This is a genomic window from Burkholderia sp. PvR073 (assembly GCF_054055695.1).
Genome location: NZ_JBSRXO010000005.1, coordinates 303,770 through 328,964 on the forward strand (window position 1 = coordinate 303,770; position 25,195 = coordinate 328,964).

Here is a 25,195-nt window from a genome sequence, read left to right on the forward strand (position 1 = left end):
GAACTGGACGGCACGAATCGACGCGCCGCAATAACGACGAAGACGCTCAACATGGCCTCCCTGTTCACGCTCAAGCGAACCGCCCGCTGCACACTGCTCGTGTTCGCCGCGCTGGCGACCCTGCCTCCCGCATTCGCGCAAGCGACACAGGCCGCCCCATATGCGGCCCCCGCCCGGCAACCGGGCGGTGATCCGCCGAGCCGCGTCGCCCGGCTCAACTACATGTCGGGCGCCGTGACGACGGAGCCGGCCGGCACCGATACGTGGTCATACGCCGCCGTGAACCGGCCGCTGACGACGGGCGACCAGCTGTGGAACGACGCCGGCGCGCGCTCCGAGCTGCACATTGGCTCGACCGCGGTACGACTCGGCGAATCGACGAGCCTGTCGGTGCTGAACCTCGACGACACCACGACGCAACTGAAGGTCGGGCTCGGCACCGTATCGACGCACGTGCGCGATCTGCCACCCGGCGGGTCGTACGAAATCGATACGCCCAATCTCGCGCTCGGCCTCACGGGCCCCGGCGACTATCGCGTCGATGTCGCGCCGAACGGCGCGAGCACGACGGTCACCGTGCGCAGCGGCAGCGCGACCGTGTACGGCAGCAACGGGCAGTATCCGCTGTCGCCCGGCCAGCAGGTCGTGTTCACCGGCACCGACCTGCAGGTCGCGCAACAATCGGCCGCGCCGGCCCCCGACGTGCTCGACCAGTGGGCCGCCAGCCGCGATGCGGCCGAGCAGCGCTCGGTATCGGCCCGCTACGTGTCGCGCGACATTCCCGGCTACCAGGATCTCGACGCGAACGGGACGTGGCGCGAGACCCCGAACTACGGTGCGGTCTGGGTGCCGAACGACAGGCCGGCCGACTGGGCGCCGTATCACGACGGTCACTGGATCTGGCAGGCGCCGTGGGGCTGGACCTGGGTCGACGATGCACCGTGGGGCTTCGCGCCGTACCACTACGGCCGCTGGGCCCATGTGGACGACAGCTGGGCGTGGGTGCCCGGCCCGGTGGCCGTCAGCCAACCGCCCGCCTATGCACCGGCGCTGGTCGCGTTCGTGGGCGGCGGCAGCGGCCCCGACTGGAGCGTCGCACTGACGGTCGGCGGCGTCGCCGCAGCCGGCTGCGCATGGTTCGCACTCGGCCCGGGCGAAGCGTGGCATCCCGGCTGGGGCGGCTGGAGCCCGCATTACTACGAACGCGTGAACCGGAATATCGTGGTGAACAACGTCACGGTGAACAAGACCGTGAACGTGACGAACATCACCAACATCACGAACATCAACAAGACGTACGTGAACTTTCGCGCGCCGCACGCGATCACGGCCGTGCCGGCGTCCGCGTTCGTGCACGGCCAGCCGGTCGCGCACTTCTCGCAGCACGTCGATCCGCAGCAGTGGCGCAACGCGCACGTGATGCCTGGCACGCCCGGCATTGCGCCGGTACGCCAGAGCTTGAACGGCGGATTGCGCACGGCCAGCTACCGTCCGCCGGCGGCGATCGGACAGCACTCGTTCGTCGCGACGCGCAATCCGGCGGTGCCGGCCGCGTATCGCGATCAGGCGGCCGTCCATCTCGCACGGGAAGGTGCACACGTGCCGGGTGCAGGCGCCCCGGTCGCGAGAACCAGCGTGCCGGCCGACTATACGGCTCGCCCGGTCCGTGTTCCGGGCAATCCGAAAGCCGGTGCGTGGGCGATGCGCAACGTGCAGCTCGTGAATCCGCACGGCCCCGTCGTGCAGCCGGCGCACGCGCCGCACGAAGGCCAGCCGGCCGTCACACAGGCTGCACGGCCGGGCGCGCCGACGCCTGTCGTGCCGAATGGCGCGCGACCGATGAACGCCGAAGCCCCCAATGCGCCGCGCTTCGCCAACGGCGCGACGCCACAGGCGCCGGGCAATCCGGCTGCGCATCAGGCATTAGGGCCGGGGAATGGCGTCCCGCACCCGCCGACGGCCGGCAACGAACCGACCCGGCACGACAACGCGCATGCCGCCGCGGCGCCCGCCCCTGCCTGGATGCAGCCGCACACGCCGATGGAGCGTCAGCGCCCGACGCCGCCGAGCGCCCTCCACGCGGCGGGCCAGAATGCGCTGCCGCCCGTGCGCAGCGCGGCGCCGGTCCCGCATCCGGAAGGCGCGCCCGGAACGCAACCCGGCGGCCGTCAGGAAACGCCGCGCGCGCTGCCGCAACCGCGACTCGACACAACCGCGCAGATTCCGCAGCCGCGTCCGCGCCCCGATTTCTCGGCACCGGCGCAGCAAGCGCAGCCGCGTCCGGAGCGGGCTGCGCCGGCGCCGCAGTCGCGCCCCGAATTCGCGCAACCGGTACCGCACCGCGAAGTCGCCCCGCCGCACGTGAACGAGTACCGCCCGCCCGCGCCCGCAGCAGTGCATGAAATGCCGCGACCGCAGCCGCAGGCCCCGCGGATGGAGCCGCGGCCATCGATGCCCGCGCCGCGCACGGAACCGCGGCCGTCGATGCCCGCACCGCACATGGAAGCGCGGCCGCAACCGGCGCCGCACGTCGAGGCGCCGCACGCGAGCAATCCGCCGCCCGGCGGCCACGACGAACGCCGCCATCAGTGACCGTCGCCCGATGAAACAGAAAGGCCCGAGCGGCGGGTGCCGTTCGGGCCTTCGTCATTCTGCCTGACGCGGGTCGCGTCACCCGCGCCGCCGGCGGACGCCGGTGCTCAGACCGCCATTGGCGCGGTCAGCGGCTCATGGTGCCGGTAGCCGACGAGCGAGAAATCGGACGGCTCGATCTGCTCGAGCCATTCGGGTGCATACACGCCGGTCTTTGCGTAATCGGGCACGCGCTCGGCGATCTCGAGCCGCGGGCTCTCGTACGGCTCGCGCGTGAGCTGCTGCTGCAGCATGTCGAGCTGGTTCTCGTAGATGTGCGCGTCACCGATGAAATACGTGAACCAGCGCGGCGTGTAGCCCGTCAGCCGGCCGACGAGCGCCAGCAGCGCGGCGCCTTCCGTCAGGTTGAACGGCGTGCCGAGGCCGACATCGTTGCTGCGGATGTACAGGCACAGCGAAATCTCGCGCTTCGTGACGTTCGGCAGGAACTGGTACAGCAGATGGCAGGCGGGCAGCGCGATCTGGTCGAGCACGGCCGGATTCCATGCGTGAAACAGGATGCGGCGGTCGGCCGGGTTCTCCATGATCGTATCGAGACACTGGCGCAACTGATCGATCGCCTTGTACAGCAGCACCTTCGGCGCGCCGTCCTCGTCGAAGCGCGTGACGACCCGGAAACCGCGGCGCGTCGCGTCGGCGATCTGCGCGTCGGCGCCCGCGTCGAGCACCTTGTAGCCGGGCCACTGGCGCCATTGCACGCCGTACACGTCGCCCAGGTCATCGACGCCCTGGCGGTACGGGTTCGCGAGCCACTGCGCGTTGTCGTTCGCGTTCGCATCCCACACCTTGCAGCCGAGCGCGCGGAACTCGGCCGCGCTGCGCGACGCGCGCAGGAAACCGACCAGTTCGCCGATCGCGGACTTGAACGCCAGCTTCTTGGTCGTCACGGCCGGGAAGCCCTGCTGCAGGTCGAACCGCAGCATCGCACCGGGCATGCTGATGGTGCGGATGCCCGTGCGGTTCTCCTGCCAGGTGCCGGTGTCGAGGATGGTGCGAACGAGGTCGAGGTACTGTTTCATGCGGGTTCCTTCGGCCGCGAGGGCGGCCGTCACCCGCCAATTTTAGCAAGCGTGACGCGGAACCTCCGGCAACGGCGCCGAAAACCCTGCCAGCGTGTCGCCGCGATCGCGCATGCCATGCGCGCACATCAGCCTGTACAGCGTGACGCGCGACACGCCGAGTTCGCGCGCCGCATCGGCAAAACGGCCGCGATGACGCAGCAGCGCCTGCTCGATCGCCTGCCGCTCGGCCGCTTCCCGCGCCTCGGTGAGCGAGACGGGCGCCAGTATCGCGAATTCATGGAGCTCGAGATCGGCCGCGGTAATCATCCGGCCCTCCGACATCACGATCGCGCGGCGCACGCGATTGATCAGCTCGCGCACGTTGCCCGGCCACGAATAGCCGTACAGCGCGGCGATCGCGTCCGGAGAGAAGCCGCGCAGGCGACGATGCGCATCGCCCTTGAAACGCTCGAGCATGTGGCGTGCGAGCACCTCGATATCCTTGCCGCGCGCGCGCAGCGGCGGCTCCTCGATCTTCAGCACGCACAGACGATGGAACAGGTCCTCGCGGAACCGCCCTTCGCGCAGCGCCGTTTCCATGTCCACATGCGTCGCGCAGATCACGCGCACGTCGACCGGCACCGATACATGCGCGCCGAGCCGCTCGATCTTGCCTTCCTGCAGGAACCGCAGGAGGCTCGCCTGGCTCTCGAGCGGCAGGTCGCCGATTTCATCGAGAAACAGCGTACCGCCGTTGGCGGCCTCGACGCGGCCGATCTTGCGCTGGTTCGCGCCCGTAAACGCGCCGCGCTCGTAGCCGAACAGTTCGGCTTGCAGCAGCGTCGACGGAATCGCCCCGCAGTTGATCGCAACGAACGGCTCGTGCGCGCGCGCCGAGCGCTCGTGAATCGCGACGGCCGTCAGCTCCTTGCCGGTACCCGATTCCCCGGAGATGAACACCGGCGCATCGGTGGTCGCGACGCGCCGGATCGTCCTGAAAAGCCCGAGCATCGCATCGCAGGTGCCGACCATCTCGCCTTCGGCGCGCCCGGCGCCGACAGGCGAGGCCACCGGGTCGGTCAGCGCGATCATGCCGTGCGCGTGGCCGACGGTCTCGACGATGCGCGACGTCTCGTACGGCATCGTCACGTAGTCGAAGCAATAGTCACGAATGAGATGGCGCAACGTGGCGTCCTGCAACTGCCCACGCCGGGTCGCCGCGATCCAGCCGATGTGCTGGATGCTCAGACACGCTTCGAGTTCGCGCAGATCCGCGGGCCTGAAACCCGGCGAGAAATCGAGCAGGCCGGCGGATGCCACGCCGTGCTGCACGACGCGCCTCACGTCGCGTGCGCTTTCCGCGAGATCGACGCACCATCCGCATTCGTCGAAATGCCCGCGCAACGCGTCGTTCGGCTCGCGCGAGAAATAGATCACATGCCGCTGCTCGGCTCCCATATCGTCACCCCGTTCATCAACCGTCTAACGATTGCCCCACGTGCCAAGTCACGTGCAAAAGGATCGAACCGGGTCAGCCGAAGCCGCTCGATTCGCCATGCCGATGCGCGGCAACGACAGAGCCTCGCATGATGGCGCTTATCTCGCGTCCAGTTATTTTTTGATCAAGACAGCTTACTTAGTTATAGGCGCCGAATACGACAAATCGATTGCAGCGCAGATGGGCGAGCGGCCGAATCGCTCAGAGGTCGACGTTCATCAATCGTCTGCACATAACATGCGTAGCGACCCGTACTTGCATCGACACACGCGCCGATTTTCATCCTTGAAGCGTATCGATTGAATCCGCAGTATTCCTGAGCCCCTTCGTTTCAAGCCTGAAACATTTTCCGGCACTTTCGATCGCGACTCACAACGCCCGCGCGTGAATCGCAGGCGGGACAACGCTTGTGGCGCGATGGCATGTATTTCGCTGAATTCATGACAGATCGGAGCAAGCGACCATGCGCAAACTCATTTTGCTTACCTTCTTGCAGACAACGTTTGCGCTCTTCGCCGCGCTCCCGTTCATGTCGATACGTGCAGACGAAAGCGTGACGCCCGCACACGCGACGCTGCTCGTCGACAGTGCATCGAGCATGCAACGGGACAACGGCTTCGGCATCGTCCCCGTGACGGTGCCGCAACCGTATTCGGCCGACAAGGCATCGGTGACGCTGTGGGACGAAATCGCCCCGCGGTCTCCGCCGCCGGTGCCGGTGCCAGTGCCGATCCCCGCGCCGCGGCCCGACAACGCGCAGCAAGCGATGGCAGGACATGCCCGCAACGGCATCGTTCAATGATACGCACGCGATATCGCACACCCGAAATTTGATCAGGATGCCATATTGAATTGATGCGCAGCGGACCATGCCGATCGCGCCCGGTATCGTCGACATATCGACGCGAACCGTTTTCGTGTCCGTCCCCCGGCGGGCACTCTTTTTATTCAGGACGTCGCAATGCGAAAGCCGCACATCGTCGCGAGCAGCGACGATGTGCGCACGCGCCGGAACGGCGCATCCGCATCGACGCCGGCGCGCGCCGCCGTTCCGGTAGAATCGGCGCCATTCCGGTTCTCCTCTTCCCCGACCTTCATGACGACGTTGACCCTGATCGTCGCGCGTGCCCGCAACGGCATCATCGGCCGCGACAACCAGTTGCCCTGGAAACTTCCCGAGGACCTCGCATTCTTCAAGCGCACGACGATGGGCGCACCGATCGTGATGGGCCGCAAGACCCACGAGTCGATCGGCCGGCCGCTGCCGGGGCGCCGCAACATCGTCGTCACGCGCGACGCAGCGCGCCGCTTCGACGGCTGCGACACCGTCACGTCGCTCGCCGACGCGCTCGCGCTCGCCGCGCGTGACGGAGCGGCCGAAGCATTCCTGATCGGCGGTGCGCAGCTCTATGCGGAAGGCCTCGCGCTCGCCGACAAGCTGATCGTCACCGAGATCGATGCGGACTTCGACGGCGATGCGTCGTTCCCGGCGCCCGATCCCGCGCACTGGCACGAAGTGTCGCGCGAACCGCATCAGGCGGCCGCGCCGAACACCTTCGGCTATGCGTTCGTCGTCTACGCGCGCAAGCGCGACTGACTGACACGCGGCACGCGATAAAAAAGCCCGACCGGCTCGCGCCGGTCGGGCTTTTTCGTATCCTGGCGGCCGATGCCGCGCCGCTTACTGCCCGGCGATCGTCATCTGCTCGATCAGCACCGAGCCCGTTTCCTTCGTCCCGCGCACGATCGAATCCGCGCCGATCGCGACGATATGCCGGAACATCTCCTGCAGCGTGCTCGCGACGGTGATTTCCTCGACCGGATACTGGATCACGCCGTTCTCGACCCAGAAGCCGGCCGCACCGCGCGAATAGTCGCCGGTCACGTAGTTCACGCCCTGCCCCATCAGCTCGGTCAGCAGCAGGCCCGTGCCGAGCTTCTTCAGCATTGCGTCGAAGTCGTCGCCCGGCTGCGTGTCCGAGCTGCGCAGCGCGAGGTTGTGCGAGCCGCCCGCGTTGCCGGTCGTCTTCGTGCCGAGCTTGCGCGCCGAATAGGTCGACAGGAAGTAGCCTTCGACGACACCATCCTTGACGACGCTGCGCGCACGCGTGCGCACGCCCTCTTCGTCGAACGGCGCGCTGCCCATCGCGCGCGGCACGTGCGGATCCTCGACGACCTGGACGTGCGGTGCGAACACCGGCTTGCCGAGGCTGTCGACGAGGAACGACGTCTTGCGGTACAGCGCGCCACCGCTGACGGCCTGCACGAACGCGCCGAGCAGGCCGGCCGCGAGCGGTGCCTCGAAGAGCACGGGTACCTTGCGGGTGTCGAGACGGCGCGCGCCCATCCGCGCGAGCGCACGCTCGGCTGCGTAGCGCCCGACGGCTTCCGGCGCTGCGAGATCGACCGCGCTGCGCTTCGACGAATACCAGTCGTCGCGCTGCATGTGGCGACCGCTGCCCGCGATCGGCGCGCATGCGATGTAGTGGCGCGAGTACGGATAACCGGCGAGAAAGCCGCGCGACGTCGCGAGCACGAACTGCGAATGCTGCGCCGACACGCTCGCGCCTTCCGAGTTGCGGATCTGCGGGCTGACCGCGAACGCGGCGTCTTCCGCGCGGCGGGCGAGCTCGACGGCCTCGTCGGCCGTCAGCGCCCACGGGTGATAAAGGTCGAGGTCGCGCGGGTCGGTTTCGAGCAGCTCGGCCTCGGCGAGACCGGCCGCGTCGTCCTCTGCCGTGAAGCGCGCGATGTTGTACGCGGCAGCGACGGTATCCTTGATCGCGGCCGGCGAGAAGTCCGACGTGCTCGCGTTGCCGCGCTTCTTGCCGATGAACACCGTCACGCCGACCATCTTGTCGCGGTTGTGTTCGATCGTCTCGACCTCGCCGCGGCGCACCGACACCGACAGGCCGTCGCCTTCGGAGATTTCGGTGGCGGCGTCCGTCGCGCCGAGCGCCTTCGCGTGGCGGAGGATGTCCGAGGCAATTTCTTTGAGCTGGTCCTGCGTGTGCGGGAAATAGCGCGCTTGTACGTCGAGATTGGCTGCCATCGTCTTGGTATCCGGTGGCGGGCGGGCGCCCGCATGGTCAAAATGTTACGTATCCCGCGATCATAGCAAGGTCCGGGGCCGGGCACAGACAAGCTTGGGGTGTCCGCACCGCGATACAATGCCGCCCATGACACGCAAAACCCGAATCCAGCCGATCGAGCATGCCGCCGAAGTCGACGACAATGGCTACGATCGCCCCAGCAAATCCCAACTGAAGCGCGAAATGCACGAGCTGCAGGTGCTCGGCCAGGCGCTCGTCGATCTGCCGAAAGACGCGCTGAAACGCATGCCGATGCCCGAAAGTCTGTCGGACGCCGTTCGCGAGGCGCGCCGGATCACCGATCACGAAGGCAAGCGCCGCCAGCTCCAGTACGTCGGCCGCGTGATGCGCACGCTGACCGACGACGAGACGGCCGCGCTGCGCACCGCGCTCGACGCGCAGCGCGGCGTGAACAAGGCCGCAACGGCCCGCCTGCACTGGATCGAGCGTACGCGCGACCAGTTGCTCGCCAACGACGACGCGCTGACCGAATTCCTCCGCCAGCACCCCGAAGCCGACATCCAGGAAGGCCGCACGCTGATCCGCAACGCGCGCAAGGAAGCCCAGCAAGGCAAGCCGCCGCGCTATTTCCGCGAGCTGTTCCAGTGGATCAAGACCGCGAGCGGGACGCCCGGCGGGGATGACGAAGCGGCCGACGAGGCTGGGGACGACCATGACGACGAAGCGTAACCACCCGGACGAACTCGTCGTCGGCCTCGTGTCGATCAGCGATCGCGCCAGCACGGGCGTCTACGAGGACAAGGGCATTCCGGCGCTGCAGGAGTGGCTCGCCGGCACGCTGGTCTCGCCGTGGCGCGCCGAAACGCGCCTGATCCAGGACGACGCGCCGACGATCTCCGCCACGCTGGCCGAACTCGTCGACGTCGCCGGCTGCGATCTGGTGCTGACGACCGGCGGCACCGGCCCCGCGCGCCGCGACGTGACGCCGGAAGCCACGCTGGCCGTGGCAACGAAGGAAATGCCGGGATTCGGCGAACAGATGCGGCAGATCAGCCTGAATTTCGTGCCGACCGCGATCCTGTCGCGGCAAGTCGCGGTGATCCGCGAGACGGCCGACCACGCGGCGCTGATCATCAACCTGCCCGGCCAGCCGAAGTCGATCCGGGAAACGCTCGAAGGGCTGCGCGACGCCGACGGCAAGTCGACCGTGCCCGGCATCTTCGCCGCGGTGCCCTACTGCATCGACCTGATCGGCGGCCCGTACATCGAGACCGACGCCGCGGTGGTCGCGGCGTTTCGGCCGAAGAGCGCGCGGCGCTGAGCGTGTATCGGGCGCCGAGCGCGTGCCGGCCCGCTCAGGCGGCCGGCGCGGACTCGCCTGCCGGCGCCGACGCGGCCGGAATCAGGAAATGCTCGCGGTAGTACTTCAGCTCGTCGATCGATTCGTGGATGTCCGCGAGCGCCGTATGCATCGCGCGCTTCTGAAAACCCTTGTAGATCGCGGGCTGCCAGCGGCGGCACAGCTCCTTGAGCGTGCTGACGTCCAGGTTGCGGTAGTGGAAGAACCGCTCGAATTCCGGCATCCAGCGCGCCATGAAGCGGCGATCCTGGCAGATCGAGTTGCCGCACATCGGCGACTTGCCGGGCGACACGTACTGCGCGAGGAACGCCTGCAGCTGCGCGGCGGCGTCCGCCTCGGTCACGGTCGACGCGCGCACGCGGTCGATCAGCCCCGAACGGCCGTGCGTCGACTTGTTCCAGTCGTCCATCTTCGCGAGCGTTTCGTCGCTCTGGTGGATCGCGAACACGGGGCCTTCCACCGCGATGTCGAGCGTGGAATTGGTCACGACGACCGCGATTTCGATGATGCGGTCGTTATCCGGGTCGAGGCCCGTCATCTCCATGTCGAGCCAGACGAGGTTCAACTCGTTGCGCACGAGCGCGGGCTGGCTGGCGGAAGCGGCGGTATCGGTCATGAGTCATCCTGGAAAATGGCGGACGCCGGGCGGCATCGCGTGAGCGGGCCCGGTCCGCAAGAACATATAATTCTCGCATAGAACCCTTTGGCGCCTTCGATGTCACCCTTTTCGTTCACCCTGCTGTTCGCGATCGCCGTGCTCGCGATGGTCGTCACCAAGCTGTGGCTCGCGTCGCGACAGATCCGCTTCGTCGCCGCACACCGCAACGGCGTGCCCGCGCAGTTCAGCGCCACCATTCCGCTGACCGCCCACCAGCGCGCGGCCGACTACACGGTCGAGCGCACGCGGCTGGCGATGCTCGAGATCGTCGTGAGCGCGGCCGTGCTGGTCGGCCTTACGCTGCTCGGCGGGGTCGGCGCGCTCGACACGCTGCTGACGGGCTGGTTCGGCCGCGGCTACGGGCAGCAGGTCGCGCTCGTCGCCGCCGTGCTCGTGATCACGAGCGTGATCGACGTGCCGTTCGAGTATTACCGCCAGTTCGGGATCGAACAGCGGTTCGGCTTCAACCGGATGACCAAGCGCCTGTTCTTCACCGACATGCTGAAAAACACGCTGCTCGGCGCGGTGCTCGGCCTGCCGCTGCTGTTCGTCGTGCTGTGGCTGATGAACCAGACCGGCAGCCTGTGGTGGCTGTGGACCTGGATCGTCTGGGTCGCGTTCCAGATGCTCGTCCTGCTGATCTACCCGACCTTCATCGCGCCGATCTTCAACAAGTTCGAACCGCTGAAGGACGAAGCGCTGCGCGCGCGCATCGAGGCGCTGATGAAACGGTGCGGCTTCGCGGCGAAGGGCCTGTTCGTGATGGACGGCAGCCGCCGTTCCGCGCACGGCAACGCGTACTTCACGGGCTTCGGCGCATCGAAGCGGATCGTATTCTTCGATACGCTGCTCGCGCGACTGTCCGGCGAGGAAATCGAGGCCGTGCTCGCGCACGAACTCGGCCACTTCAAGCGCCGCCACGTGATGAAGCGGATGCTCGTGTCGTTCGTGCTGAGCCTCGTGCTGCTCGCGCTGCTCGGCTGGCTCGCGCAGCGCACGTGGTTCTACACGGGGCTCGGCGTCACGCCGTCGCTCGACACGAGCAACGCGGGCGCCGCGCTCGTGCTGTTCTTCCTCGCGATCCCCGTGTTCCTGTTCTTCGCGACGCCGTTCAGCAGCCTCACGTCGCGCAAGCATGAATTCGAGGCCGACGCGTTCGCGGCCAGCCAGACCGACGCCCACGATCTCGTCAGCGCGCTCGTGAAGCTCTACGAAGACAACGCGTCGACGCTCACGCCCGACCCCGTCTATACGGCCTTCTACTACTCGCATCCGCCTGCGTCGCAGCGGATCGATCGCCTGATGCAGCACGCATGAGCCGGCCGACCTCCCGCAAGCCGGCCCCGCGCGCATCGGGCGCGCAGCGTGTCGAAGGCCGCGTGATCGCGGCGCACGGTCGCCACTACATCGTCGCGCCCGACGACGGCGGCTCGATGCTGCAGTGCTTCCCGCGCGGCAAGAAAAGCGAGATCGCGGTCGGCGACCGCGTCGTGTACGAACAGGCATCGGCCGACCAGGGCGTGATCGTCGAGATCGGCGAGCGGCGCAACCTTCTGTACCGCTCCGACCAGTTCAAGTCGAAGCTGTTCGCGGCCAACCTCGACCAGCTGCTGATCGTGCTCGCGACCGAGCCCTATTTCAGCGAGGATCTGCTCGGCCGCGCGCTGATCGCGGCCGAAGCGAACGAACTGAAGCCGCTCGTCGTGCTGAACAAGATCGACGTCGAAGCCGCGCTGCCGGTCGCCCGCGAGCGCCTGGCGCCCTACCGCGCGCTCGGCTACGACGTCCTCGAACTGTCGGTGAAGGGCTCGCCCGACGATGCGCGCGCGCAGCTGATGCCCCATCTGGCCGGGCACTCGACGATCCTGCTCGGTCAGTCCGGGATGGGCAAGTCGACGCTCGTGAACCTGCTCGTGCCCGATGCCGAGGCCGCGACCCGCGAAATCTCGGCCGCGCTCAACAGCGGCCGCCACACGACGACATTCACGCGCCTCTACCCGCTCGAAGGCGGCGGCGCGCTGATCGATTCGCCGGGTTTCCAGGAATTCGGCCTGTATCACCTGACGGAAGGGCGCCTCGAGCGCGCGTTTCCGGAATTCCGCCCGCTGCTGGCGGACTGCCGTTTCTATAATTGTCATCATCTGCACGAGCCCGGCTGCGCGATTCTCGACGCCGTGGCCGACGGCCGCATTGCGCCGTCGCGGCATGCGCTTTACGCGCAACTCGTGCACGAGGCCAGCCAGATCGTCCGCTGACCGCACGGCGGGCAGAAGGCGGCCGGGCCGGCCTTCACCGACAGGAGCCGCGATGCGTTTCAAGGCCCCCGATCTCGCCACTGCGCAGCATTGGGCGAACGTGCTGCAGGTGGCCGGCATCGGTTGCGAGCTGCACAACTGCTACGCGCCCGGTGCGCTCGGCGGCCTGCCCGCCGACGCATGCGCGCCCGAACTGTGGCTCGACGACGAGCGCGACGATGCGCTCGCGCGGCGGCTTCTCGATGCGGCGTCACACGGCCCATCGGCCGGCGCCGCGTCATGGCGCTGCCGGCAGTGCGGCGAGGCACTCGAGGCCCAGTTCACCGCCTGCTGGCAATGCGGCGCCGTGCGCGATCCGCTCGACGACTGACCGGATTGACCTGACGCACAGCAAAAAGGCCGGCATCGAGCCGGCCTTGTCATTTCATCGGGCGCCGGGCGAGCGCGTCACGATACCCAGACCGCCAGCGTCAGCATCAACAGCAGGATCATCCACAGGATCACGGCGCGCCACACCAGGCCGACCGCCGACTGCAGCGTGCGCGGCGTGCAATCGTCACCCACCGTCAACGGACCGCTGTCGCCGACCGCCAGCGCGTCGAGGCTCGACGGTTCCGCGAGCGGCCCCGCGAGGCGCGCGCCGAGCGCGCCGCTACCGGCCGCGAGCAGCACGCCGTCGTTCGGGTCGGGCCACTGGCGCGTGTGATTGCGCCACGCGTAGATTGCATCCTCGAAGTTGCCGACGATCGCGAAGCCGAGCGCGGTCAACCGCGACGGAATCCAGTCGATCACGAAGAACGCCCGCTGCGCGAACGTCGAGAACGCGGCCGTGCGATCGTCGCCCGGCGTCGACCAGCTGCGCGCAAGATATTCGGAGATGCGATACAGCACGGCGCCTGCCGGACCGATCGGCAGCACATACCAGAAGAACACGCCGAACACGTGGCGATGCGACGCAACGACCGCATGAATCAGCGTATGGCGGACGATTTCACCGACCGGCATGTCGACCGTGTCGAGGCCTGTCCATTCGTGCAGGATTTCGCGGGCGCGCGGCACGTCGTCGTTGTTGAGCGCGAGATGGATATCGGTGAAGTAGTGGCTGAACTGGCGGAAGCCGAGCGTGAAGTAGACGACGACGACGTTCCAGATGAACGCGAGCACGAAGCTCACCTTGTACAGCAGGAAGTAGATCAGCGCGACGACCAGCACCCACGGCAGCACGACTGCGAGCCAAGCGAGCACGCCATGCTTTTGCTTGCCAGCGTCGAGGCCATGCGCGACGGTTTCCGCATGAAACTGGAACAGCGCGAACACCGGATTGCTTGGCGACAACGCGCGGACCTGTTCGATGATGAGAGCGAGGAGAACCGAAAAGAAAGTCATGCGTGGCGCCGTCTTCCGAGTTATGTCATTTTTTGCATAACGATAGCACAGCGTAAGCGACGCATGGCTGCTGGCGCGACGGGCCGCGAGCCGGCCGCGTGGGCACGATCGGGCGGGATGCTATCCGGCTGCCAAGAAGCGGTACAGATTGCGCAACATGCCGGCAGTTGCGCCCCAGATGAAGTAATGCCCGGCCGATTCTCCATTCGGATAGGGCATCGCAAAAAAACGACGCTCGCCGCCTTCCCAGCGGAACACGCGCACCTGGTGGTTCGCGGGACTCATCAGGAACGCGAGCGGCACCTCGAAAATCTCGGCGACTTCGAACGCGTCGGCCTGCACGGTGAATGGCGGATGCACGAGCCCCACGACGGGCGTCACGCAGAAGCCGGTACCCGTCAGGTAGTCGGGCAGCGCACCGAGAATCTCCACCCGTTCGGCCGCCAGTCCGATTTCTTCCTTCGCCTCGCGCAACGCGGTCGCCGTCGCATCGCGATCGTACGACTCGCGACGGCCGCCGGGGAAGCTGATCTGTCCGGCATGGTCGTTCAGGTGATCGGCGCGCTGGGTCAGCAGCACTGTGAGGCCGCTCTCGCGAACCACGAGCGGTATGAGGACGGCGGCGCTGCGCGGATCGACGCCCTCCACCAGGCGAGCCTCGCCGGGCTCGACGTTCCATTCGAGCGTGCGCGCGAAACGTTCGCGCAGCCCGGGCGGCGTCATCAGGCGTGCATCGATGGACGGCAGGCCGGCGCCGGTGCCTTCGACCGGCAGCACTTCGGGATCAACGATGGGGCGGCGATTCAATGGGACTCTCGGTTCGTGACGTATCGAGCATATTGTCGCGCCAGAATGAAAAAAGCACCCGGGAGGGTGCTTTTTCCTTACAGCTCTTACTCTTGGGAAGCTGCTGCGGTGCGATCCTTCGACACCAGCTTTTCCTTGATTCGAGCCGACTTGCCCGAACGCTCGCGCAGGTAGTACAGCTTCGCACGACGCACATCACCGCGACGCTTGACGACGATGCTCGCCAGCAGCGGCGAGTAGGTCTGGAACGTACGCTCGACGCCTTCGCCCGACGAAATCTTGCGGACGATGAAGTTCGAGTTCAGGCCACGGTTGCGAATCGCGATCACGACGCCTTCGTAAGCCTGAACGCGCTTGCGGGTACCTTCAACCACGTTCACGTTCACGATCACCGTGTCGCCCGGGGCGAATTCGGGGATCGTCTTGCCGGCGAGCGCGCGCTCGATCTCTTCCTGCTCAAGTTTTGCAATCAGATTCATCACTGACTCCTAAAGCCATCTTGTCGGCGTTTGCGCCCGCCTGCTTCCAGGCCTGGCCCCGACAGAGGATGGATTCACATCAGGCGCCGCGCACGCATGCACGGCACCGCCATTTCCCGCCCGCGACGCCGCCTCAGGAGGCGTTCTTCGCTTCGCGTGCGAGGTTCGCAAGCCAAGCCTCGTCGGCCCGGCTCAACAACTTCTCGCGGCGCGCCCGGACGATCAGATCCGGCCGCTTCCGCAACGTATTCTTCAATGCTTCCTGGCGGCGCCACCGCTCGATCTCGGCATGATGCCCGCCGAGCAGCACGTCCGGCACGCGCATTCCCTCGTATTCCTCGGGGCGCGTGTAATGCGGACAATCGAGCAGCCCGTCGACGAAGCTGTCCTGCACGGCTGACTGCGCATCGTTCAGCACGCCGGGCAGCAGGCGCACGACGGCATCCATCATCGCCATCGCCGGCAGTTCGCCACCGGACAGAACGAAATCGCCGAGGCTGATTTCCTCGTCTACACAACGGTCGAGCAGACGCTGATCGATCGCCTCGTAGCGGCCGCACAGCACGATGACACCAGGCTCCTGCGCCATCCGCACCGCACGTTCGTGCGTGAACGGCGCACCTTGTGGCGACATCATCACCACACGCGTGCTCGCGACGCCCTGCTCCGCCTGCGCTGCCTTCGCAGCGCCGATCGCGGCCTCGAGCGGCTTGGCCAGCATCACCATGCCCGGACCGCCACCGTACGGACGATCGTCGACCGTGCGGTAGTTGTCCGTCGTGAAATCACGCGGGTTCCAGGTGCGCAACCCGAAGCGCTCCTGCTTCACGGCCCGGCTGGTAATCCCCCAGTCGGTCAGCGCGCGGAACATTTCGGGAAAGAGCGTGACGACGTCGAACTGCACCGCGCTCTCCGTAACCTGGTTCATTAGTAATCGGCTTCCCAGTCGACGACGATGCGACGTGCCGCCTGATCCACCGTCTTGACGAATACGCCGACGAACGGAATCAATCGTTCGTCGGTGGTCGGCTGACCATCCTTGCCGACTGCCGGATACTCGACGCGCATGATCGAATGCACGCCGTTGTCGATCATCCCGCTCACTGTCCCAAGCGCCACCGATTGCTCGTTGACGACCTCGAGACCGATCAGGTCGACCCAATAGAATTCGTCCGCGGCCAATGCCGGGAAATCTTCCCGGCGCACGAACACGCGAAAGCCGCGCAAAGCCAATGCGGCATCGCGGTCGCTGACACCCGCGGCATGCGCGACGACTGTGTCGCCGTGCGTTTTCGACTGCAGGATGCGAGCGGACAACCGCTCCCCACCCCGTTCCAGCCACCAGCGGCGCGCGTCGAGCAGCGCATCGCCACCGCGACCGGCGTCGGCATGCGTCGCAACCTTGATCCAGCCTTTCAGGCCATAGGCGTCGACCACTGCCCCGACCTCGACAGCATCGTCGGGCCAGGCTTGCACCGCTTCGAGACTGCCCTGCTCGGCAGCCTCACCGGCGCTCGCGACAACGTCGCGCTCGACCGGCTTGCGGACGAATGCGCCAAACGACGCTCGCCCGCGCTTTGCGTTACCGGAATCGTGACCGGACATCAATGCTCCTTGCAGCCGGCACGACCGGCACACCGCGCCATGTTAGGCGGCCGGTTGCGCCTTTTGCGCTTCCTTCACGAGACGCTGGACGGTCGGCGACAGTTGCGCGCCAACACCTTGCCAGTACGTCAGGCGATCTTGAGCGATACGCAGCGATTCGCCCTTCGTGGCGACCGGGTTGTAGAAGCCGACGCGTTCGATGAAGCGGCCGTCACGACGGTTGCGCGAATCGGTAGCAACGATGTTGTAGAACGGGCGCTTCTTCGAGCCGCCGCGAGCCAGACGGATGATAACCATATGAAATCCTTCGGGGAAACCGGGTTCGAAACTACTGAAACGTGCGATTATAGCCGGAAACCAAAGCCACAACAAACACTTACGCGCAAAAATTCCGCGGACGCCGTATTCGCCGGGCATACAATCGTCGTGTTCACGACGCTCCCCGCCGCCATGTCGCCATTTCGCGTCGCCCCGGTGTGCCGCGCGCAGCATCGCCTCACGGGCCTGCTGACCGGCTTCGTCATCTGCCTCGCAGCCACTGCGGCTTGCGGCGCCCCGCCGGTGGGCGAACTCGTCGTGCCGCCCGGCTTTCACGTCGATGTACTGACCGACGCCGTGCCGACCGCCCGCGAAATGGCGTGGTCGCCGCGCGGGATCCTGTATGTCGGCTCGCGGGAAGGCCGCGTGCATGCCTTCGTGGTGCAGGAGGGCCGGATCACTGCCCGCTACGTGATCGCATCGGGGCTCGACATGCCCGTCGGTGTCGCGTATCGCGACGGTGCGCTCTATATCTCCGCCGTGTCGCGCATCCTGCGTCTCGACCACATCGACGACCGGCTCGCCAGGCCGCCCGCGCCGGCGGTCGTGACGGACGCGCTGCCGACCGATCATCATCACGGCTGGAAATTCATCGCGTTCGGCCCCGACGGCAAGCTCTACGTGCCGACCGGCGCGCCGTGCAACGTGTGCCTGGCCGATCGCAGCCGCTACGCGATCATCGCACGCATGAACGCCGACGGCAGCGGCCGCGAGGTATTTGCCCGCGGCGTGCGCAATACCGTCGGCTTCGCATGGCACCCCGATTCGGGCGAGCTGTGGTTCACCGACAACGGGCGCGACCTGATGGGCGACGACGTACCCGACGACAAGCTCAACCGCGCGCCGCGCGCGGGCCTCGACTTCGGCTTTCCATACTGTCATGGCGGCGACACGCCCGACCCCGAATTCGGGAGCGTCGACGTGTGCCGCCGCCATGTGCCGCCCGTGCTGAAACTCGGCGCGCACGTCGCGGCACTCGGCATGCGTTTCTATACGGGACCGATGTTCCCGGCGTCGTATCGCAACAACGTCTTCATTGCCGAGCACGGTTCGTGGAACCGCAGCACGAAGGTCGGCTATCGCGTGATGCGCGCGGTCGTGTCGGCCGACGGCAGCCACGCGCGCCAGACACCGTTCGTCACCGGCTGGTTGCGCGCGGACGGCACCGTGTGGGGACGCCCGGCCGACGTGCTGCCGCTGCCGGACGGCTCGCTGCTCGTCAGCGACGACTATGCCGGCGCCATCTACCGCGTCACCTATGCGGCACCTTGACGCAGGCGAGGGGTGACCGGGCCCGACCGCGCATCGTAGAATGCGTGCCGGGCCAAGCGCCCCGCGCCGGCCTGCCGGCCGCCACGCCAACGATAATCCGCCGCCAGCCATGTCCAGCAGCACCGCACCGTCCCGCCGCTTCCGCTCCAAGACGCTTACCGCCGCCCTCGCGTTCCTGCTCGGTTCGCTCGGTGCGCATCGCTTCTACCTGTATGGCCTGCGCGACGTGTACGGCTGGGCGCACCTGCTCGCGACGATCGTCGGGATTCCGGGTTTCATGCTGCTCGCCGCGACCCAGCGCAGCGCCAGCCTCGGCTGGTGGCTCGCCGTGCCGGGTGCGATCTCGCTGCTGGCCGCGTTCCTCGCCGCGCTCGTCTACGGCCTGCGCCCCGACGAGAAATGGGACGCGCAATTCAATGCCGATACGGGCAAGCACAGCCGGTCGGGCTGGACGGTGATCTTCATCGTGATCTTCTCGCTGCTGATCGGCGCGTTCCTGCTGATGACCGCGCTCGCGCTGTCGTTCCAGACGTATTTCGAATCGCAAGTCGAAGCGGCGAAGCAGATTTCGCAGTAAGCGCCGACGCGCACCGGTCAGAACAGGCTCAACTGCATGTCGTCACGCGACTTCGCGCCGGTTGCGCCCACCACGGTGCGCCGAGTGGCCACCGCGGCGGCCGGCGCGCCGCGAAACTGCGACAGATCCAGAATGCCGTTCGTGCGCTCGTTCAACCCGAGCCGCTTGACGGCCTGACGGAAACGCTGCCGCAACAGGTCGGCCCAGATCCCCTCGCCCTTCATTCGTTTCGAGAAATCCGAGTCGTAGTCCTTCCCGCCGCGCATGTCGCGCACGCGGTTCATCACGCGCTCCGCGCGATCGGGGAAATGCGCGGTGAGCCAGTTCCTGAACAGCGGCGCGACCTCCCACGGCAGCCGCAGGACGATGTAGCTCGCATGCGTCGCGCCTGCTTCCGCGCAGGCTTCCAGCACGCGCTCCATGTCCGGCTCTGTGACGAACGGGATCACCGGTGCAATGCTGACACCCACCGGCACACCCGCGTCGCGTAATGCGCGGATCGTACGCAGCCGGCGCGCCGGCGTCGCCGCACGCGGCTCGAGCGTGCGCGCGAGATCGGCGTCGAGCGTCGTGATCGTGACCGCCGCCATCACCTGCCCGCGCTCGGCCATCGGGGCAAGCAGGTCGAGATCGCGCTCGATCAGCGACGATTTCGTGATCGCGGCGAACGGCAACCCGCGATCGTGCATCACCTGGATCACGCCGCGCGTGATGCGCAGGTCGCGCTCGACCGGCTGGTATGCGTCGGTGTTGACGCCGAGCGCGATCGGCTCCGGCACGTAACGCTTGCGCGAAATCTCGCGCTCGAGCAGTTCGGCCGCATTGACCTTCGCATAGATGCGACTCTCGAAGTCGAGCCCCGGCGACAGGCCGAGATAGCTGTGGGTCGGCCGTGCAAAGCAGTAGATGCACCCGTGCTCGCAGCCGCGATACGGATTGAGCGACACGCTGAACGGAATGTCCGGCGACTGGTTGTGCGTCAGGATGCTCTTCGCGCGCTCCTCGAACACCTGGGTGCGCAGCGGCGCGGGCAGATCGGCGTCGTCCGATTCGTGCGCCCAGCCGTCGTCGACCGCTTCGCGCAGCGCCGTTTCGTACCGCCCCTGGAGGTTGTCGACCGCACCGCGCCCCTTGCGGGGCGCCGGCGGCGCTATCGGAAATTCGTTGTCGGACCGGCCGTCCATGCGCTCACCCATTCGCCTGCACCCAATACTGTATATTTATACAGTATTGGGTGCAGCATGCCAAGGGCGAGATAAGGGGTCCGACAGCGGGGCCGGCAACCGGCCGCTGCAGCGGTCATTGACCGACCGAAATCGTCAGCGTTTCCTTGATTTCCTCCATCACGACATAGCTCTTCGACTGCACCGCGCCGGGCAGTTGCAGCAGGATGTCGCCGAGCAGCTTGCGATAGTCGGCCATTTCACCGATCCGCGCCTTGATCAGGTAGTCGAAGTCGCCGGACACGAGATGGCATTCGAGCACCTCGTCGATCTTCATCACTTCGCGACGGAACTGCTCGAACATGTTGCCGCCCTTGTGGCCGAGCGTGATCTCGACGAACACCAGCAACGCGGCGCCGAGCTGGCCCGGATCGACGCGTGCGTGATAGCCGGTGATGACGCCGTCGCGCTCCATGCGCCGCACGCGTTCGATACACGGCGTCACGGTCAGCCCGACCTGTTCCGCGAGGTCCTTCATCGCCATCCGGCCGTCGTCCTGCAGCAGTTTGAGGATGCGGCGGTCGAGCTTGTCGAGCGAGCGTACTGGCTGGCGTTGCGTTCTCATTTATTTATTCTGAAAACCTGAAAAATACGATAACAAAACCTATACATTCGACAATACCATAGCTCAAAAAACTAGATCAGCTAGAGGTTACACGGAGACGCAGGTGCGCCCGGCCTCGACCTGATCCCTTCCATCTGGAGCAGCTATGCGAGTCGTCATTCTGGGCAGCGGTGTGGTGGGCGTGGCAAGCGCGTATTACCTCGCGCGCGCCGGTCATGAAGTCACGGTGATCGACCGCGAGGCCGGCCCGGCGCTCGAGACGAGCTTCGCGAACGCTGGCCAGATCTCGCCCGGCTATGCGGCTCCGTGGGCCGCGCCCGGCGTGCCGCTGAAGGCCGTCAAGTGGATGTTCGAGAAGCACGCGCCGCTCGCGATCCGCCTCGACGGCACGCGCTTCCAGCTCCAGTGGATGTGGCAGATGCTGCGCAACTGCACGGCCGACCGCTATGCAGTCAACAAGGGCCGCATGGTCCGCCTCGCCGAATACAGTCGCGATTGCCTGCAGGCGCTGCGCGCCGATACCGGCATCCAGTACGAAGGGCGCACGGGCGGCACGCTGCAACTGTTCCGCACGCAACAGCAACTCGACGGCGCGGCGAAGGACATCGCGGTGCTGCAGGAAGCAAACGTGCCGTTCGAACTGCTGTCGCCGGCCGAGTTGAAGAACGCCGAACCGGCGCTCGCCGCCGTGTCGCACAAGCTGACGGGCGGCCTGCGCCTGCCGGGCGACGAAACGGGAGACTGCCAGCTGTTCACGACGCGCCTCGTGGCGCTCGCGGAATCGCTCGGCGTGAAGTTCCGCTACAACACGCCGATCGACGCCCTCGCGATCGCGGGCGGCAGGATCGCCGGCGTGCAGTGCGGCAGCGAGACGGTGCGCGCGGATGCGTATGTCGTCGCGCTCGGCTCGTACTCGACCAGCTTCATCTCGAACCTGATGAAGATCCCGGTCTATCCGCTGAAGGGCTATTCGATCACCGCGCCGATCGTCAACGAGACGGCCGCCCCCGTATCGACGGTGCTCGACGAGACCTACAAGATCGCCATCACGCGTTTCGACCAACGCATTCGCGTCGGCGGCATGGCCGAGATCGTCGGCTTCGACAAGAACCTGCGCGCCGCGCGCCGCGAAACGCTCGAAATGTGCGTGAACGACCTGTTCCCTGGCGGCGGCGATACGTCGAAGGCAACGTTCTGGACGGGCCTGCGCCCGATGACGCCGGACGGCACGCCGATCGTCGGCCGCACGCCGGTCTCGAACCTGTTCCTGAACACCGGCCACGGCACGCTCGGCTGGACGATGTCGTGCGGGTCGGGCCAGTTGCTCGCCGACCTGATCTCGGGCAAGAAGCCGGCGATTCAGGCCGACGACCTGTCGGTGCATCGCTACCTGAAGGACGTGGCCGGCCAGACGCGCCCGGCATACGCATAAGTCGGAACGGCCTGCGGCGACGCAGGACGGTCGGCAGCGATGGAAAAGGCGCCCCTTGGGGCGCCTTTTTCGTTGCAGCGAACGCGTTGCCGGCGCGCAACGGGGCTTGCGTCAGCGCGCGCAAGTTCGTTGCCCTTCGCGCCGACGATGCACGCTGCGGGCCCACTTGCCTGCACGAGAGCACGCTCCGCACAGCGCTGCGCAATCGCGGCTCTGCGTATCGCAGAAACCCTCGTCTGCATGCCACAAAAAAGGGGCGCTCATCGCGCCCCTTGTCTTGCTGCGTGCTTACCGCCGAAGCGGCCTGCCGCGTCAGCCGAGCTCGCTCACGAGCTCCGGCACGAGCGCGAACAGATCGCCGACGAGGCCGTAATCGGCCACGCTGAAGATCGGCGCTTCCGGATCCTTGTTGATCGCGACGATCACCTTCGAATCCTTCATGCCGGCCAAGTGCTGAATTGCGCCCGAGATGCCGACCGCGATGTACAGCTGCGGTGCGACGATCTTGCCGGTCTGGCCGACCTGGTAGTCGTTCGGCACGAAGCCGGCGTCGACTGCGGCGCGCGATGCCCCCAGTGCCGCCGACAGCTTGTCCGCCAGCGGCTCCAGCACCTTCGTATAGTTCTCGCCGCTGCCCAGACCGCGGCCGCCCGACACGATGATCTTCGCGCTGGTGAGTTCCGGACGGTCCAGCTTCGTCACTTCACGGCTCACGAACTGCGACTTGCCTGCGTCGGCTGCCGCTTCGATCTTCTCGACCGATGCGCTGCCACCTTCGGCCGCAACCGGATCAAAACCCGTCGCACGCACCGTGATCACCTTGATCGGGTCGCTCGACTGCACCGTCGCGATCGCATTGCCTGCGTAGATCGGGCGCTCGAACGTGTCGGCCGAATCGACCGCCGTGATGTCCGAGATCTGTGCGACGTCCAGCTTCGCGGCGATGCGCGGCGCGATGTTCTTGCCGTAGGCCGTGGCCGGCGCGAGGATGTGCGAGTAATCCTTCGCGATGTTCAGCGCGGTCGCTTCGACGTTTTCCGCCAGACCCGCTTCGAGCTGCGGCGCGTCGGCCAGCAGCACCTTGCTGACGCCTGCAATCTTCGCCGCTGCGTCTGCAGCCGCCTGTGCGTTGTGGCCCGCGACCAGCACGTGAATGTCGCCGCCAATCTTCGCTGCCGCCGCCACCGTGTTCAACGTCGCGGCCTTGATCGACGCGTTGTCGTGTTCTGCAATCACCAGAATCGTCATTTCTTTCCGCTCCCTCTTACAGCACCTTGGCTTCGGTCTTCAGCTTCTCGACCAGCGTCTTCACGTCCGGCACCTTCACGCCGGCCGCGCGCTTCGGCGGCTCGACCACCTTCAGCGTCTTCAGACGCGGCGCGACGTCCACGCCCAAGTCTTCCGGCTTCACGGTTTCCAGCGGCTTCTTCTTCGCCTTCATGATGTTCGGCAGCGTCACGTAGCGCGGCTCGTTCAGGCGCAGGTCGGTGGTCACGACCGCCGGCAGTTGAAGCGACAGCGTTTCCGCGCCGCCGTCGACTTCACGTGCAACGGTTGCCTTGCCGTCGGCGATCGTCACCTTCGACGCGAACGTCGCTTGCGGCAGGCCGGCCAGTGCGGCCAGCATCTGGCCCGTCTGGTTCGAATCGTCGTCGATTGCCTGCTTGCCGAGGATCACCAGTTGCGGCTGCTCCTTGTCGACCAGCGCCTTCAGGATCTTCGCGACGGCCAGCGGCTCGACGCTGTCATTCGACTCGACGAGGATCGCGCGATCCGCGCCAATCGCCAGCGCCGTGCGCAGCGTTTCCTGCGCTTGCGTGACACCGACCGACACCGCGATCACTTCGGTCGCGACGCCCGATTCCTTCAGGCGCACCGCTTCTTCCACCGCGATTTCGTCGAACGGGTTCATCGACATCTTCACGTTCGCGATGTCGACGCCCGTGTTGTCCGACTTCACGCGGACCTTCACGTTGTAATCGACCACTCTTTTCACTGGCACCAGGATTTTCATGCACACGCTCCAAAGTTACGAATACGACCAGAGGCCATTCTATAGCGAGGCCTCATGACTGCGCGGCCCAGCGGACCCATCCATCGCGGCTATCGAGGATAGCGCTCCTCTTCGGCGCGCCGGCAATAGCGAACGGTCGTTCTATTTTAAAAGAGAAAAAACCCGGACGCAAAGCCCGGGTTTTCGATCATCGCCTCTAATCGTCGCCGGGCGCGCCCTATACATCGTGTTACCAGGCGGCGATAACCGCCCCGCCGAACTTCTGTTCGATGAACTGCTTCACTTCCGCCGAATGGTAGGCGGCGACCAGCTTCGCGACCCACGGCTTGCTCCGGTCGGCCTCGCGAATCGCGAGAACGTTCGCGTACGGGCCGTTCGGGCCCTCGATCGCGATCGCGTCCTGCTTCGGTTTCAACCCCGCTTCCATCGCGTAGTTGGTGTTGATCGCGGCCGCGTCGACGTCGCCGAGCGAGCGCGGAATCTGCGCCGCATCGAGCTCGACGATCTTCAGCTTGCGCGGATTGTCGACGATGTCGAGCGGCGTCGCCTTGAGGCCAGCGTCCGCGCGCAGCTTCAGGAGCCCCTGCTTCTGCAGCAACAGCAGCGCGCGGCCGCCGTTGGTCGGATCGTTCGGCACCGCGATGCGCGCGCCGGGCTTGAGCTCGGCCAGTGACTTCACGCGCTTCGAATAGATGCCCATCGGGAACGTGACAGTCTCGGCGACCTTGATCAGCTTGTAGCCGCGATCCTTCACCTGCGCCTGCAGATACGGATCGTGCTGGTAGCTGTTCGCGTCGAGATCGCCCGACGCGAGCGCCGCGTTCGGCTGCACGTAATCGGAGAATTCGACGACGCGGATGTCGAGGCCGCTCTTGGCCGCGACCTTCTTCACCACGTCGATGATCTGCGCGTGCGGGCCGCCCGTCACGCCCACCTTGATGGTTTCGGCCTGCGCATGTGCGCTCGCGAACAGCGCGGCCGCGCCGAGTGCGGCCGCGAACTTCAGCATGAAACGTCGTTGCATCGTCTCCCCCAATGGT

General features: G+C 66.5%; 26 protein-coding genes. 11 read left to right on the forward strand and 15 right to left on the reverse strand.

Annotated elements, in window-relative coordinates; genetic code table 11:
- The first annotated feature begins 51 nt into the window (after positions 1-51).
- Positions 52-2,592, forward strand: a complete 2,541-nt coding sequence (locus tag ACVK00_RS18105) for a DUF6600 domain-containing protein (protein ID WP_284900677.1) — start codon at positions 52-54, stop codon at positions 2,590-2,592.
- Between the two features lie 107 nt (positions 2,593-2,699).
- Here the strand turns inward: ACVK00_RS18105 and ACVK00_RS18110 are convergent, their stop codons facing one another.
- Positions 2,700-3,671 (reverse strand): thymidylate synthase, encoded by a 972-nt coding sequence (locus ACVK00_RS18110; RefSeq protein ID WP_006753187.1) that lies wholly within the window; start codon positions 3,669-3,671, stop codon positions 2,700-2,702.
- A gap of 42 nt (positions 3,672-3,713) precedes the next feature.
- Positions 3,714-5,111 (reverse strand): sigma-54 dependent transcriptional regulator, encoded by a 1,398-nt coding sequence (locus ACVK00_RS18115; protein ID WP_228907141.1) that lies wholly within the window; start codon positions 5,109-5,111, stop codon positions 3,714-3,716.
- Between the two features lie 503 nt (positions 5,112-5,614).
- On the opposite strand from ACVK00_RS18115, the gene ACVK00_RS18120 reads away from it, so the two are divergent.
- Together ACVK00_RS18120 and ACVK00_RS18125 are read left to right on the forward strand one after the other, a co-directional pair.
- Entirely contained in the window at positions 5,615-5,953 is a 339-nt protein-coding gene (locus ACVK00_RS18120; protein ID WP_284900674.1) for a hypothetical protein, read from the forward strand.
- Positions 5,954-6,247: 294 nt separating this feature from the next.
- On the forward strand, positions 6,248-6,748 hold the full coding sequence (locus tag ACVK00_RS18125) for a dihydrofolate reductase (RefSeq protein ID WP_006753184.1): 501 nt from the start codon (positions 6,248-6,250) through the stop codon (positions 6,746-6,748).
- A gap of 84 nt (positions 6,749-6,832) precedes the next feature.
- On the opposite strand, the gene pmbA is transcribed toward ACVK00_RS18125, so the two are convergent.
- Positions 6,833-8,203 carry a metalloprotease PmbA gene (gene pmbA / locus ACVK00_RS18130; RefSeq protein ID WP_166722823.1) on the reverse strand — a complete coding sequence of 457 codons (1,371 nt, stop codon included), beginning with the start codon at positions 8,201-8,203 and terminating at the stop codon, positions 6,833-6,835.
- A 127-nt stretch (positions 8,204-8,330) separates the two neighbouring features.
- On the opposite strand from pmbA, the gene yjgA reads away from it, so the two are divergent.
- Positions 8,331-8,933, forward strand: coding sequence for a ribosome biogenesis factor YjgA (gene yjgA / locus ACVK00_RS18135; protein ID WP_279607027.1), 603 nt, complete (start codon positions 8,331-8,333; stop codon positions 8,931-8,933).
- Positions 8,917-9,525 (forward strand): molybdopterin adenylyltransferase, encoded by a 609-nt coding sequence (mog, locus tag ACVK00_RS18140; RefSeq protein ID WP_175843116.1) that lies wholly within the window; start codon positions 8,917-8,919, stop codon positions 9,523-9,525. The genes yjgA and mog overlap by 17 nt, the downstream gene beginning before the upstream one ends.
- A gap of 34 nt (positions 9,526-9,559) precedes the next feature.
- Here mog and orn read toward each other — a convergent pair whose 3' ends face one another.
- A complete protein-coding gene (gene orn / locus ACVK00_RS18145) occupies positions 9,560-10,180 on the reverse strand; it encodes an oligoribonuclease (protein WP_057928086.1) in 621 nt (206 codons plus the stop codon).
- Positions 10,181-10,279: 99 nt separating this feature from the next.
- Here orn and ACVK00_RS18150 point away from each other — a divergent pair, with 99 nt between their 5' ends.
- Genes ACVK00_RS18150 through ACVK00_RS18160 form a run of 3 tightly spaced genes read left to right on the forward strand, consistent with a single transcriptional unit; the run spans position 10,280 to position 12,847 of the window.
- The gene (locus ACVK00_RS18150) at positions 10,280-11,539 is read left to right on the forward strand and encodes a M48 family metallopeptidase (RefSeq protein ID WP_284900667.1); all 1,260 of its coding nucleotides are present in this window, start codon (positions 10,280-10,282) and stop codon (positions 11,537-11,539) included.
- Positions 11,536-12,477 carry a ribosome small subunit-dependent GTPase A gene (gene rsgA / locus ACVK00_RS18155; protein WP_284900665.1) on the forward strand — a complete coding sequence of 314 codons (942 nt, stop codon included), beginning with the start codon at positions 11,536-11,538 and terminating at the stop codon, positions 12,475-12,477. Before ACVK00_RS18150 ends, rsgA begins: the two co-directional genes overlap by 4 nt.
- 52 nt (positions 12,478-12,529) lie before the next feature.
- On the forward strand, positions 12,530-12,847 hold the full coding sequence (locus tag ACVK00_RS18160) for a DUF2007 domain-containing protein (protein ID WP_228907135.1): 318 nt from the start codon (positions 12,530-12,532) through the stop codon (positions 12,845-12,847).
- Between the two features lie 77 nt (positions 12,848-12,924).
- On the opposite strand, the gene ACVK00_RS18165 is transcribed toward ACVK00_RS18160, so the two are convergent.
- From ACVK00_RS18165 to rpsP, 6 genes are all read right to left on the reverse strand, one after another.
- Positions 12,925-13,863, reverse strand: a complete 939-nt coding sequence (locus ACVK00_RS18165) for a CobD/CbiB family protein (protein ID WP_228907134.1) — start codon at positions 13,861-13,863, stop codon at positions 12,925-12,927.
- A 120-nt stretch (positions 13,864-13,983) separates the two neighbouring features.
- Positions 13,984-14,670, reverse strand: coding sequence for a CoA pyrophosphatase (locus tag ACVK00_RS18170; RefSeq protein WP_228907133.1), 687 nt, complete (start codon positions 14,668-14,670; stop codon positions 13,984-13,986).
- Positions 14,671-14,756: 86 nt separating this feature from the next.
- Complete coding sequence (rplS, locus tag ACVK00_RS18175) at positions 14,757-15,149, reverse strand: 50S ribosomal protein L19 (RefSeq protein ID WP_006761288.1); 393 nt, start codon at positions 15,147-15,149, stop codon at positions 14,757-14,759.
- Between the two features lie 133 nt (positions 15,150-15,282).
- A complete protein-coding gene (gene trmD, locus ACVK00_RS18180; protein WP_006761287.1) occupies positions 15,283-16,077 on the reverse strand; it encodes a tRNA (guanosine(37)-N1)-methyltransferase TrmD in 795 nt (264 codons plus the stop codon).
- Positions 16,077-16,754 carry a ribosome maturation factor RimM gene (rimM, locus tag ACVK00_RS18185; RefSeq protein ID WP_228907132.1) on the reverse strand — a complete coding sequence of 226 codons (678 nt, stop codon included), beginning with the start codon at positions 16,752-16,754 and terminating at the stop codon, positions 16,077-16,079. Before rimM ends, trmD begins: the two co-directional genes overlap by 1 nt.
- A 42-nt stretch (positions 16,755-16,796) precedes the next feature.
- Positions 16,797-17,051 (reverse strand): 30S ribosomal protein S16, encoded by a 255-nt coding sequence (rpsP, locus tag ACVK00_RS18190; protein WP_006476550.1) that lies wholly within the window; start codon positions 17,049-17,051, stop codon positions 16,797-16,799.
- 153 nt (positions 17,052-17,204) lie between these two features.
- On the opposite strand from rpsP, the gene ACVK00_RS18195 reads away from it, so the two are divergent.
- Both ACVK00_RS18195 and ACVK00_RS18200 read left to right on the forward strand, forming a co-directional pair.
- The gene (locus ACVK00_RS18195) at positions 17,205-18,344 is read left to right on the forward strand and encodes a PQQ-dependent sugar dehydrogenase (RefSeq protein WP_354122940.1); all 1,140 of its coding nucleotides are present in this window, start codon (positions 17,205-17,207) and stop codon (positions 18,342-18,344) included.
- A gap of 109 nt (positions 18,345-18,453) precedes the next feature.
- Positions 18,454-18,921: an NINE protein gene (locus ACVK00_RS18200; RefSeq protein ID WP_228907130.1), complete on the forward strand. Its 468-nt coding sequence runs from the start codon at positions 18,454-18,456 to the stop codon at positions 18,919-18,921.
- Positions 18,922-18,938: 17 nt separating this feature from the next.
- On the opposite strand, the gene ACVK00_RS18205 is transcribed toward ACVK00_RS18200, so the two are convergent.
- Together ACVK00_RS18205 and ACVK00_RS18210 are read right to left on the reverse strand one after the other, a co-directional pair.
- Positions 18,939-20,117 carry a PA0069 family radical SAM protein gene (locus ACVK00_RS18205; RefSeq protein ID WP_228907129.1) on the reverse strand — a complete coding sequence of 393 codons (1,179 nt, stop codon included), beginning with the start codon at positions 20,115-20,117 and terminating at the stop codon, positions 18,939-18,941.
- Positions 20,118-20,220: 103 nt separating this feature from the next.
- The gene (locus ACVK00_RS18210) at positions 20,221-20,709 is read right to left on the reverse strand and encodes an Lrp/AsnC ligand binding domain-containing protein (RefSeq protein WP_006753168.1); all 489 of its coding nucleotides are present in this window, start codon (positions 20,707-20,709) and stop codon (positions 20,221-20,223) included.
- A 145-nt stretch (positions 20,710-20,854) separates the two neighbouring features.
- Here ACVK00_RS18210 and ACVK00_RS18215 point away from each other — a divergent pair, with 145 nt between their 5' ends.
- Positions 20,855-22,141, forward strand: coding sequence for a D-amino acid dehydrogenase (locus ACVK00_RS18215; protein ID WP_284900596.1), 1,287 nt, complete (start codon positions 20,855-20,857; stop codon positions 22,139-22,141).
- 312 nt (positions 22,142-22,453) lie between these two features.
- Here ACVK00_RS18215 and ACVK00_RS18220 read toward each other — a convergent pair whose 3' ends face one another.
- The 3 genes from ACVK00_RS18220 to ACVK00_RS18230 all read right to left on the reverse strand — a co-directional run bounded on the left by ACVK00_RS18220 (position 22,454) and on the right by ACVK00_RS18230 (position 25,179).
- Entirely contained in the window at positions 22,454-23,389 is a 936-nt protein-coding gene (locus tag ACVK00_RS18220; protein WP_166722814.1) for an electron transfer flavoprotein subunit alpha/FixB family protein, read from the reverse strand.
- A gap of 16 nt (positions 23,390-23,405) precedes the next feature.
- Positions 23,406-24,155, reverse strand: coding sequence for an electron transfer flavoprotein subunit beta/FixA family protein (locus ACVK00_RS18225; RefSeq protein WP_354122939.1), 750 nt, complete (start codon positions 24,153-24,155; stop codon positions 23,406-23,408).
- A gap of 229 nt (positions 24,156-24,384) precedes the next feature.
- Entirely contained in the window at positions 24,385-25,179 is a 795-nt protein-coding gene (locus ACVK00_RS18230; protein WP_284888945.1) for a MetQ/NlpA family ABC transporter substrate-binding protein, read from the reverse strand.
- Positions 25,180-25,195 lie beyond the last annotated feature (16 nt).